Consider the following 11,373-nt stretch of genomic DNA (forward strand, 5'->3'; position numbering starts at 1 on the left):
CATTCACCCACATATTACCTAAAAGATTTATTAACTTTAATTTAAGATAAAACTTATAATGTAAATATTTATAATAATTGTAATTTGGAGAAATTGCAGGTAATACTTAAGAAGAAACCTTCAAATACAGCTAACATAAATTCGATGCATAATAAATCAGAAAGTTTGTTATTTTGTGTACTTCATACACTTAGATTTCAATGAATAAAATATTAACTTAATAAAGTGGTTCACCCGATAATCACCTAAAAGAGTTATCACTTTTAAATAAACTATACTTTCTTTTAAGCTTTTATTTAAAGAGAAATAAAACCACTCATTTTTTAGTTTTTAAATAATCAAATATTATTCTAAACAACAAAAAAGCCCTTAGGAAATTTCCGAGGGCTTTTTTATATTTTAATATTTATTTCTATTATTTTTAAATATATAGATAAAACTTCTTATAAGTTCAAACTTCAAGATAATACACCTCTATTTATCCTCTTCGACGATACCTCTCTCCACCGCTCTGTCATGAGCCACATGAAGAAGTTCTATCTCCCCTTCTATTTCCGTTTCGTAAGGGTAAGAGGAAGATATCCTCTTGAATGCGTCAAGCTGTTCCTTTGCTTTATATTCATCCTCATTATAAAGGAGTTCATAAGCATAAAGCTGTCTTCTTCTCGACACGTAATAATTCTTGGTCGTTTCTATATATCTTTTAAGGTCATCATTCATGAGCCGGTCTATTTCATACTCATCACATTCTCCGATAAGTTCCAAAAACAAAAGCTCACACCTAAGCTCACTTTTATGAACGCTTAACATATCGGTCAGGTTATCAAGGGAATATAAAATCAGTTCCCTTGCTTTGTCGAATTCTTTCTTGTCCACAAGATAATTGCACTTTAAAGTCACCATAGCACTTACGAGAGGGTTCAGATAATCCGCTTTTTCATCTACATCAAAAAGCTTTTCGTCCATATCTTTAAGTCTGACACCTTTTGTAAGCAGACCGTTGATTTTAAGCTGAGAATAAAATGCTTTCTTTGAATTGATGTCCTCATCCAAATATAAAGCATTGGCTCCGTCGTTAGCTATACCGCCTATTTTTCTTGGTATCCCATTCAACAGACCGAAGTATAAGCTAAGTGCAACGCCCATGATAAGTCCTTCCGATAGGAATATTACATAAGGGAGCATAATATATAATATAAGGCATATCCCGCCGAAAATGAAGTTAAGTATAACTCCGCCCAAAGAATATAAGAAATTAGGGAAATCATATTTATCATTTTTTACATCGGGAGGTATCATCAGACACTGCCCGCCTGTCCCGGGGATATGGTATCTCTTATATGTTATCTTATCATTATTCTTTACGAACATCATATTGCCTATCCTGAATGAAGCAAATTCATACCCGCTTAAAAGTCCGAAGAGAAAATGTCCGCCCTCGTGAATGATTATTGAAACATAAGCAAGTATGCTCGCCCACACGATAAAGAAAAGAAGACTTTCAAAGCCGTGGAATACATCCCACCCCTTCAAAAACACCATACCTACTATGACTGCAATAATAAATAACATTACCATGTTTGGAAGAATATCGTACTTGCCCCCGCCCACGTTTGTACTTTTATTTTGTTTGTTATTTTGTTTTGTCATTTTTAAATCATTTTGATTAATATGTTTATCATCACTATCATTTTCTTCACTGTCCGATTCATAATGATTACCTTCGTTTCGCTCATAATCGAATACATTATTATTTTCTTTAACTAAAGAATTATCGTTATCGTTTAGAGAGTGAACATCGTTTTCCTCATAAGTATTATTTATATTGTGAGTTTCATTCTCATCAATATTTTCATCTACTTCTTTATTTAGGTCTTCACTGAAGTCTTTTCCTCCGAAAAGCAGAGCATCTTTTGCAAGATCGCTTTCTTTATTTAATATCTTCTCGTCGTCCGTCAAATAAGGCATAAGAAAATCATCGAATGTTTCAAGCCCTTTTTTATCATTATCTTTCATTTAATCACCGCTTCTTAAAATACTTGCTACTATATTAACATAATAGTTGTTTATTATCAAACCATTAAGGATTTCCACCCCTAATCCCTTTGATGTAGGAAAAAGGTTTATTAAAATAACTTTTTTGTATTTTTTATTTATAATGTTTTAGTTTATCTGTTATTTTTTTATATCCTATAATATTTAATGAAATAATCAAAGACGTATAGTGAAAAAACGATAAATCGAAACTTGTCTTTTACATCCTTTAATTAGATGAAATATACTCTAGACTTTTATTAAGTCAAGTTTTTATAAATAATTTTAAATATTGATATTCTTTATGATATATAATTTAACAAATTTAATGCTTTAATGTATACATAAGTTATTATATTTGTTGTTACCAAAATCATATTAAAAATATTTAAATTATTATAAACCTTTATAAAAAAATCATATATCAATGTTATATGTGAAGAAGCTGTACTATAAGAACGATAAAGTATTATAAAATGCAGTAATATATAAAAATACTTTTTATGATATAATCAATCAAAATCATCAAATGACTTTTAGAGTATATATAAACATCATTCACTATTATTTTAAGAAATAAAACTTATTATTACTCATGTAAAAGCCTTTTTACATACTGCAAAAGATATTTGATAGACTTAAAATATCACTATAGCTATCATAGAATAAAAAAAGGAGAATAGCTAATGAACTTAAATGAAAAATTGACATCAATAAGAAAGAAAGAGGGATACTCTCAGGAAGAGGCAGCTGAAAGACTAAACGTGACCAGACAGACCATTTCAAACTGGGAAACGGGACAAACATCACCAAGCATAGAACAATCCATATCAATAGCAAAACTATATAAAATAAGTCTTGATGAACTTACCGACAACGACATAAGGAATGTCATTGAAAATAAAGTATCCAATACGGAAAAAATAGCGGGATATATAATGTTATATATAAAATTTATCGCAGTGATTTTGGTCGTGCTTGTAATTATAGGTATCTTATGTGCAATATTTATTAAATAATAAAAATAAAAGGGGCGCTGCCCCTTGACCCACTTGCAAAGTTTTTTTTAAGTTAAATTCGTAAATTTTGCTGATACAAATTCTCTTGTGCACGCTATCAGTATAAATACCCAACATATTTTACAAATAAAATATGTTTATTTCTTTGAAATAGTAAACAGAAAAATGCTCCCCGCATTTTGTAAAATATTTGCTTCATCTCCATTTTACATAAAAAGATTTATCTTATAAACAAGGTAATAACTTTTTTAGATAAACAGCGAATGATTTATTTTATAATTTAACTAAACATATAACATAATATCTTTATATATTAACTGAAAATAATAAAAAAGCACAGCCAAGCCATGCTTTAAAATCTTTTTAATTTTTATATTTCTTCTGTTGTATAATCAAATTCATCAAAAGATACATTTTCCGAGGCTTCTTTTCTGCCTCTATGTTTTATTATCGATAAGGTATTTATAATAAGTGTAGTTAAATCGGACAGTGCCGTCGAAAAATCAAGGATAGAAAATGAATAAATTATCCACATAAAAAGATTAGCCCAAATGCTGTATCGGGTCTCCTTCACACCTTTAACATAATAACTGCAGAGAGTATACTGTACTGTTGCGATAATAGGTATAAGTCCGATAAAGCCTCTGTTGTTCACTGCTGCACCTAGTATTACGGACATAACAAGAAAAATTATCATAACATTCTTTGTAAATTTATCTTTCGAAACGATATAATTCCTGACAGATGAAATAAGAAGTGCCGCTATACCCGCATAAGAGGCAAAGAACCAGGAAGCAACGGCAAGAAGAAAAGAATTAAAAAACTGAAGCATGAATACTCTGTTTCTGTCGTTTACTATGCAGCTTAACATCATAAAAAGAGCCGCTATAAATGATATTATATTGCCTATGATTATGTTGTTCATTATTTTTTCCTTTCTTTTCAAAGAAACAAACATTCAAGGGACTCCGTCCCTTATACCCTGCAAAGTTTTTTCCAAAGAAAAAAAACTTTGAGAAAAATTCTTCCACTGCGTGGTGCCGAGGCTTCGCCAAAAGAGATCTTTAACTTATTTGAAGAATATCACCCGCTATTTACCTGAAAAATTTATTCAATTATATTTTATTATACACATTTAATAAAATATATAGTGGTATTAAAAACAGGATTAACTAATTCAATTAACTAAACCCCATAATAAAAGTAAAACTTCTACTACGGGGTTGGGGGTATAGACTGTTCCAAAATTTTCGGGCAGAAAATTTTAGGAAATTCAGTCTATTTAAGCCTCCGCGGCTTGAGCGGAAGCGTTTTTCTAAAAGTTTTTTCGATTTGGAAAAAACTTTTCGGGGTTTTAGGGGCAGAGCCCCTTATATTTTATTTTTGTTGCTGCTTCTTACGATTTTCCGCTTTTATCCTGTCCTGCTTATTCAAGTATTCTTTTCTTACTCTTAAATGATTTGGAGTTACTTCCAACAGTTCGTCGTCATTTATAAATTCAAGATACTGTTCCAAACTAAGCTGTCTGTGAGGAGTAAGTCTTAAGGTTTCATCACTTCCCGAAGCACGCATGTTAGTTACCTGCTTACGCTTACATACGTTTACCGTCATATCGTCGGGCCTTGAGTTTTCCCCGACTACCATTCCTTCGTAAACCGTAGTGTTTGGTCCAATAAACAATGAACCTCTTTCCTGTGCGTTGTAAAGTCCGTAAGTAATGCTTTCTCCCGGTTCGCTTGCGATAAGAGAACCTCTGCTCCTTCCTTCGAAGTCACCTTTATATGGCATATATTTTTCAAAGTTTGAGTTTATTACCGCAGTTCCTTTTGTCGCGGTCATAAGTTCACTTCTGTATCCGATAAGTCCGCGGGAAGGTATCATAAATTCAAGTCTTGTATAGCTGTCGCTGGACTTGTTCATATTAAGAAGCTCCCCTTTTCTGTTTGCACAGCTTTCGATTACGGTTCCGGTATGGTCGTCGTGTACGTCGATAACAAGTCTTTCAAAAGGTTCACATTTTACTCCGTCGATAACTTTTGTAATTACCGTAGGTTTTGAAACCATGAATTCGTATCCTTCTCTACGCATATTTTCTATAAGGATAGATAAATGAAGTTCCCCTCTTCCCGATACTTTGAAAGTATCCGCACTGTCTGTAGGTTTTACTTCAAGAGAAATATTTGAAAGAAGTTCTCTGAACAGTCTGTTTCTGAGATGTCTGCTTGTTACATATTTTCCGTCCATTCCCGCCAAAGGAGAAGTATTTACGGAAAAGTTCATGGAAAGCACGGGCTTGTCGATTTCAACGAAAGGCATTGCTTCAACGCCTTCTGACGAACCGATTGTCTCGCCTATATTTATATCTGCAATACCTGCGATACAAATGATTTCTCCCGCACTCGCACTCTTGCATGGGACTTTACTAAGCCCTTCGTAAGTATAAAGCTGAGAAATCTTACCTTTTGATATTTCCCCTTCTTTTCTTGCTATAGTTACGCTTTCGTTTGTTGATACACTTCCTCTTTCTATCTTACCGATAGCAAGTCTTCCGGTGTATTCGTCGTATTCGATATTTGATACAAGGAACTGAAAATCGCCTTCTTCATCTCCCGTAGGACAAGGTATATTATCCTTGATAGCCTTGAAAAGTACTCCGAGCCCTTCACCTTGTTTCTGAGGTGTTTCGCTTGCCCAGCCCTGCTTTGCGGAAGCAAAAAGTATCTTTGAATCAAGATAGCTTTCATCTGCTTCGAGGTCTATAAAAAGTTCCAAAACGTCATCGGCGATTTTTTCGGGAGTTGAATTTTCTCTGTCTACTTTATTTATAACGATAATAACAGGCAGGTTTTGCTCCAGAGCTTTCTTTAAAACAAATCTGGTCTGAGGCATACATCCTTCGAAAGCGTCCGCAAGAAGTATTACTCCGTTTACAAGGGATAAACTTCTTTCCACTTCCCCGCCGAAGTCCGCATGTCCCGGTGTATCTACGATATTTATTTTGATATCGTCGTAGTATACCGATGTATTTTTTGCAAGGATAGTTATCCCTCTTTCTCTTTCCAAATCGTTGGAGTCCATTACTCTCTCGTCTACATCTTCGTTATCTCTGAATGTCCCGCTTTGTTTGAGCATCGCATCTATGATCGTCGTCTTACCATGGTCTACATGGGCAATAATAGCAATATTTCTGATATTCTCTTTTTTCATTTATTTATTTCCTTTAATATAATATGAGCATTTAATAAAAAGTGCAAAAAAATAGCACCATAATCTTCATTAACTTATAGATTATAGCACTATACAAGCCTATTGTCAATTTTAAGACATTAGTCTTCAAGTTTTTCAAATGCGTCTTTTTTAACAAAACACACAGGGCAGACATAAGTATCCGGGACATCTTCCCACTTTGTATTCGGCGGGATATTGTTATCGGGATCTCCGAGTTCTTCATCATAGATATATCCGCATAATGTACATTCGTATTTAGCCATTTTATACCTCCGTTTTATATATATTTTTATCAAAAAAATATTATTTTATTCAACCTGTTTAAAATTAATCATAACCATAATTAAGACTTGTTAGGTTCGTCTGATTATGATATATTTTATATCAAAGGAGAACGACATGAGATATTTACCATATATAATTATTTTATCATTCAGTATCATAGGTGCATTATATACTGTTTTGTACATAAACTTAAATAAAAAGAAAGAAAAAGATTTTATAACCTACGAAGAAAATATAAATAAAGAGTCGGAAGAAAAGAATAAAATATTCGTTTTATACGCAGTCTGTATGACAAATATCATATTTGCAGTATTGGAATGTCTTATAATCTATACAAGGAGCTTCGAACTCATTTTAAGCACCAACCTCATCAGGACTTGTTCCGTCATAGCGGTATTGAATTTTGCGGCAATGATAATAAAAGGAACATTTGTCGGAAACAGCGTAAACAAAATCGCAGACAGAGAAGTATTTTCAAAAACTCTTATTCAAATGTCCTTCGGAGAAATCCTTACAATAATAGGACTATTGATACTTGGGTTAATTATTATATAACACAATTTTTTTTAATTAGTTAATAACTTTTTTAGGTAAATAGCAGGTTATATTCTTAAACGAGTTTCAAATACTTACAATAAAGAATAGTTCCATTAGAAAAATACCTGACCGATTATTTATTTAAAAATAAAACAATTTTTAATATGGATATGCCTTGATACATTAAAAATAGTATTTATATGTTAGAATATATAGTAAGTTTTATCTATAACATTTTCGAATTATTATTTTAAATTTGCAATTGCATTATATATATTTTAAATTTAAAAAATATAATTTTAAATAGTTAAAACGGTTTAAATTATAAGAGCAAACGGATTTTACACTTTTTAATCATTTATTTATAAAAGGAATTAAAAGGTTATATGAACTATTATATAAAATCATTGATTGTTTTTTTAATTTATAATATACTTCAATAGAATAAAAGGAGGGAAAAAATATGAAAAAAGAAACTGTCGATATGTTTATACTTATTAACGGCAAATACTTCCCAAACGCTCAGCTCGTGACATTAAGAAGCAGACTGGAAGCACTTCCCGAAGAAGCACTGGACGGTCTTATGTCGCTTGATTTAAGGGATCCGGATATAATGATATTGGTTTCCGCAGGACTCGGTACACTGGGGATAGATAGATTTTTTATAGGACAAACGGCACTCGGAGTGCTTAAACTCATCACTCTGGGCGGATGCGGTATCTGGGCTATTATAGACTGGTTCCTGATAAGAAATGCAACAAGAGAAGAAAACCTAAACAGTCTTCTGGCGCTTATTCGAAATTATCAGTACATAGCACCGAAAAATGATAGTCAAAACAACAGTATAGAATTATAGTAAGTTGAGCCGGAATGTCCGGCTTTTAATTTTCAAAATGAAGAAAGATATAATAAAAAAGCATATACCAATAATATCGGTTTTAACGATTTACGTAATATTCATATATATTTCAGGTATAGGATGTCCAATAAAATACATATTTGATTTTCCTTGCGTTACATGCGGGACGACAAGAGCGCTAATGTCTTTTTTAAAAGGAGATTTAATGCTTGCATTTTATTATCATCCTCTGTTTTTACTTGCTCTTCCCTTTTTACTGCTTGTTGCACATTATAATTTAAAATCATTCATGGGACTGAGTAAAAAAACAAGGAGTACCTTACTGATCATTATTCTTATTTTGTATATCATCACATATATTATAAGGCTGATATTTTTTACTATTCCTTAATTATTAAAAAATTCTTAAGTTTGAATTAAATGTGATGAATTCGTGTTTTTTTGTGATATAATGAAATAGTAAAGAAATTATATATTTTTAAAAGATTACGTATTTTAGAACAGAGAATTGGAACACTAATAAAGAAATCCGTCGCGAGATGGATTTTTTTAGTTTTAAGGGAATAAAAGACAAGATACGATTGAGTTGGTTACGGGGCGCGAAATCTCGCGAAGCGAGGCGTAGTGCCCCGAAAACATGATATTCACAAAATCTTAATAAAAATTATATGAAAATTTATGTAATATTAATTTTATTATCATTTTATTTTAATTTAAGGGTTTTATAATAAATCTTGTAAAATATAAAAATAAATAAAAAAGTTTATTGTTATATTTTTATCCTTTGAAATTGATATTGTTTTGTTTCGAAAAAAGATACCTATTTGGTGTCTTTTTTCATTTTTATTGAATTTTGCGGAATACTAAATATATAATAAGAATTAAAATTTAATAAAAAATTTCCGGGCACTACGCCTCGCTTCGCGAGATTCCGCGCCCGGATACTAAAACGAAAAACGATTTTTAAATTTAAAAACAATAATTCTAACAAACTGATTTCATAACTATAATATCATTAATACATCTATAATATATGATATCGAATAACCATAATTAAAAAGTAAAATTTTAAATTATCACTGTTACCATAATAAATCTTCAATTACATAGATAATAAAAACTCTCATATAAAGTATCATTCATAGTAAAAAGCAAAATCAATTAAAATTATAAAGTTAAAAATTAATCATAAACATGTACTTTGTCTATATACTTTATTAGGAGGGATAAACAATGATTGATCTTAACAGAAAAAAAATTATATCTATATTATTTGGAATTATTGCGATGATAGTAATCGCAGTCATATGTTTTGGATTTATTCACAAGATAAGCGCGGGAATAGATAAGACCGAATGGGGACTGGGAAACTACGGCGACGGCAAACAGCCGGTGGGAAATGCGGATAAAGAAACATTATCAAAATATGATGCCTTTTATGTGGGAAACGAAAATGAAAAAAATATTTATCTTACTTTTGATGCAGGATACGAAAACGGCTATACAGAAAAAATATTGGATACATTAAAAGAACAAAAAGTACCGGCGACATTCTTTTTGGTCGGAAACTACCTTGAAAAAAATCCCGAACTCGTTAAAAGGATGTTAAAAGAAGGACATATCGTAGCAAATCATACATATTCACATAAAGACTTAAGATATGTAAGCGATGAAGAATTTAAAAAGCAAGTCAATGACTTAGCGGATCTATATAAAAAGACGACAGGACAGGAAATAAAAAAATATTTGAGACCGCCGGAAGGAACGTTCAATGAACATTCTTTAGCCATGGCAAAAAGTATGGGATATAAAACCATATTCTGGTCACTTGCATATAACGACTGGAACAACAATCAGCAAAAAAGTTACAGCGAAGTATTTGATAAAGTGCTTCCTAAACTGCATAACGGCTGCATTCTTCTTCTTCATTCCACCTCAAAAACCAACGGAGAAGTACTGGGAGATTTACTGTCAAAAATCAAAGAGGAAGGATATACCTTTAAAAGTTTAGACGAACTTGCAAAATAGTTTAATAATATTTTTCATTTTTCACATACTAATTATGTAACGTTAAGTTACTTAATTACAAATTCAGGAGGATATGAAATGAAAAATACTGCTATTCAATGTGACGTTAAAAGCTGTGAATACAATTGTCAGGATTGTAACTATTGTTCACTAGAATCAATTAAAGTAGGTACTCATGAAGCTCATCCAACACAATGTGCTTGTACTGACTGTAAATCTTTTAAATTAAAAGAAAACTGTTGTAAATAACAAAGAGTTTAGGGTTCCACCATATAACCCGTCAAGTTTTTCAAATCAAAAAAACTTGGATGTAAAGTGCCTTCGCCCAAACGGTGCGAAGCCTAAAACGCTTTTAGATATTCAATAAAATGCTGCCCGCATTTTATGAATGAAAAGCTATCCCTACCCTAGTTAAAAGCGATTAATTTAACGATCTTATTGCAAAATATATATTTAGCAAATAGATTTACCTTCCCCTATTAACTGTTGAGTCAAGAATCGAAAATGTACGTTAAGGCTCAATATTAAGTATGATATAAAAATTTAAATAAGGTTTATGATTTTTTATGTCATACAATAAAATAAATCTAACCTAAAAAAGGAAGAACAAGATGTTCTTCCTTTTAAATAGTTTAAATATTCATGATAAAAACATATTAATCCCAAAGCCAATCCTCCGAGAAATACAACCGCAAATTTATCCTTTAACTTTTCTTCATGGTAATAAGCTTCTATCACATCGAGCATTAGCACAAATTACAATAACACCGCATACATAAAAAATTTAACTCTTACTTTTATAGATGTAATCTAATAAAAATGATAAAAAAGAAAATAAATTAATATTACTCAAATAATAATTCAACTATATATTTTGTTGGATTTTTTTGCTAACCATAGAGAGATTTTTCTTTTTTTATCCCTAAATATATCAATAAATTTTACATAGCATATATATTTTTTCTATCAAATTATATAAGTATTCAATAAGGTTATATTTTGAATTTTATTTTAAATTGTTTTATTTCTATGAAAAATAAAAAATATATATATTGACTTATTATGTATCAACATATACAATACTTATATGGATACATAAAAGGTGGTGATTTTGTTTGGTATCTAAAAGAGGAAGACCGACCGACGATCCCAAGACATTGAATACACGTATAAGGCTTTCGGAAAATGATGTTTCAAGGCTGAAATACTGCAGTGACATTACAGGAAAGACAAAATCCGAAATCATAAGAATGGGAATAAAGAAGGTCTACGAAGAATTAAAAAAATAAAAGGCAGTCCAGAACCGATGAAAGTAACATGGACTGCCAACCCCAAACGGAGTATGTAAATATTATACACTGCATACTTCTGTTTGGCAAGGAT

11 protein-coding genes are annotated in these 11,373 nt (G+C 31.2%); 7 read left to right on the forward strand and 4 right to left on the reverse strand.

Annotation, left to right across the window (positions count from 1 at the left end):
* Window positions 1-474 precede the first annotated feature (474 nt).
* Entirely contained in the window at window positions 475-2,016 is a 1,542-nt protein-coding gene (locus Q0516_RS04625; protein WP_294468784.1) for a site-2 protease family protein, read from the reverse strand.
* A 704-nt stretch (window positions 2,017-2,720) separates the two neighbouring features.
* On the opposite strand from Q0516_RS04625, the gene Q0516_RS04630 reads away from it, so the two are divergent.
* Window positions 2,721-3,053 carry a helix-turn-helix transcriptional regulator gene (locus tag Q0516_RS04630; protein ID WP_294468785.1) on the forward strand — a complete coding sequence of 111 codons (333 nt, stop codon included), beginning with the start codon at window positions 2,721-2,723 and terminating at the stop codon, window positions 3,051-3,053.
* A gap of 370 nt (window positions 3,054-3,423) precedes the next feature.
* On the opposite strand, the gene Q0516_RS04635 is transcribed toward Q0516_RS04630, so the two are convergent.
* The 3 genes from Q0516_RS04635 to Q0516_RS04645 all read right to left on the reverse strand — a co-directional run bounded on the left by Q0516_RS04635 (window position 3,424) and on the right by Q0516_RS04645 (window position 6,544).
* A complete protein-coding gene (locus tag Q0516_RS04635) occupies window positions 3,424-3,978 on the reverse strand; it encodes a YgjV family protein (RefSeq protein ID WP_294468786.1) in 555 nt (184 codons plus the stop codon).
* Window positions 3,979-4,430: 452 nt separating this feature from the next.
* A complete protein-coding gene (gene typA, locus Q0516_RS04640; protein WP_294468787.1) occupies window positions 4,431-6,260 on the reverse strand; it encodes a translational GTPase TypA in 1,830 nt (609 codons plus the stop codon).
* Window positions 6,261-6,379: 119 nt separating this feature from the next.
* Window positions 6,380-6,544, reverse strand: a complete 165-nt coding sequence (locus Q0516_RS04645) for a rubredoxin (protein WP_007049457.1) — start codon at window positions 6,542-6,544, stop codon at window positions 6,380-6,382.
* 136 nt (window positions 6,545-6,680) lie between these two features.
* Here Q0516_RS04645 and Q0516_RS04650 point away from each other — a divergent pair, with 136 nt between their 5' ends.
* The 6 genes from Q0516_RS04650 to Q0516_RS04675 all read left to right on the forward strand — a co-directional run bounded on the left by Q0516_RS04650 (window position 6,681) and on the right by Q0516_RS04675 (window position 11,279).
* On the forward strand, window positions 6,681-7,121 hold the full coding sequence (locus Q0516_RS04650) for a hypothetical protein (protein WP_294468788.1): 441 nt from the start codon (window positions 6,681-6,683) through the stop codon (window positions 7,119-7,121).
* A gap of 445 nt (window positions 7,122-7,566) precedes the next feature.
* The gene (locus tag Q0516_RS04655) at window positions 7,567-7,959 is read left to right on the forward strand and encodes a TM2 domain-containing protein (protein ID WP_257481197.1); all 393 of its coding nucleotides are present in this window, start codon (window positions 7,567-7,569) and stop codon (window positions 7,957-7,959) included.
* 37 nt (window positions 7,960-7,996) lie between these two features.
* Window positions 7,997-8,353: a DUF2752 domain-containing protein gene (locus Q0516_RS04660; protein WP_299237536.1), complete on the forward strand. Its 357-nt coding sequence runs from the start codon at window positions 7,997-7,999 to the stop codon at window positions 8,351-8,353.
* A gap of 842 nt (window positions 8,354-9,195) precedes the next feature.
* On the forward strand, window positions 9,196-9,990 hold the full coding sequence (gene pdaA / locus Q0516_RS04665) for a delta-lactam-biosynthetic de-N-acetylase (protein WP_294468789.1): 795 nt from the start codon (window positions 9,196-9,198) through the stop codon (window positions 9,988-9,990).
* Between the two features lie 78 nt (window positions 9,991-10,068).
* Window positions 10,069-10,239 (forward strand): DUF1540 domain-containing protein, encoded by a 171-nt coding sequence (locus tag Q0516_RS04670; RefSeq protein WP_083781739.1) that lies wholly within the window; start codon window positions 10,069-10,071, stop codon window positions 10,237-10,239.
* 866 nt (window positions 10,240-11,105) lie between these two features.
* Window positions 11,106-11,279 carry a hypothetical protein gene (locus Q0516_RS04675; RefSeq protein WP_181965842.1) on the forward strand — a complete coding sequence of 58 codons (174 nt, stop codon included), beginning with the start codon at window positions 11,106-11,108 and terminating at the stop codon, window positions 11,277-11,279.
* Window positions 11,280-11,373: the final 94 nt, after the last annotated feature.

Source organism: uncultured Anaerofustis sp. (genome assembly GCF_938029165.1).
In the GTDB taxonomy this organism is placed as follows: domain Bacteria; phylum Bacillota; class Clostridia; order Eubacteriales; family Anaerofustaceae; genus Anaerofustis.

Excerpts from the sequence above, each read along its gene's own strand:
- pdaA (WP_294468789.1), top strand. The coding sequence starts at position 9,196 with ATGATTGATCTTAACAGAAAAAAAATTATATCTATATTATTTGGAATT.
- Q0516_RS04660 (WP_299237536.1), top strand. The coding sequence starts at position 7,997 with ATGAAGAAAGATATAATAAAAAAGCATATACCAATAATATCGGTTTTA.
- typA (WP_294468787.1), bottom strand. The coding sequence starts at position 6,260 with ATGAAAAAAGAGAATATCAGAAATATTGCTATTATTGCCCATGTAGAC.
- Q0516_RS04650 (WP_294468788.1), top strand. The coding sequence starts at position 6,681 with ATGAGATATTTACCATATATAATTATTTTATCATTCAGTATCATAGGT.
- Q0516_RS04630 (WP_294468785.1), top strand. The coding sequence starts at position 2,721 with ATGAACTTAAATGAAAAATTGACATCAATAAGAAAGAAAGAGGGATAC.
- Q0516_RS04635 (WP_294468786.1), bottom strand. The coding sequence starts at position 3,978 with ATGAACAACATAATCATAGGCAATATAATATCATTTATAGCGGCTCTT.
- Q0516_RS04655 (WP_257481197.1), top strand. The coding sequence starts at position 7,567 with ATGAAAAAAGAAACTGTCGATATGTTTATACTTATTAACGGCAAATAC.
- Q0516_RS04670 (WP_083781739.1), top strand. The coding sequence starts at position 10,069 with ATGAAAAATACTGCTATTCAATGTGACGTTAAAAGCTGTGAATACAAT.
- Q0516_RS04645 (WP_007049457.1), bottom strand. The coding sequence starts at position 6,544 with ATGGCTAAATACGAATGTACATTATGCGGATATATCTATGATGAAGAA.
- Q0516_RS04625 (WP_294468784.1), bottom strand. The coding sequence starts at position 2,016 with ATGAAAGATAATGATAAAAAAGGGCTTGAAACATTCGATGATTTTCTT.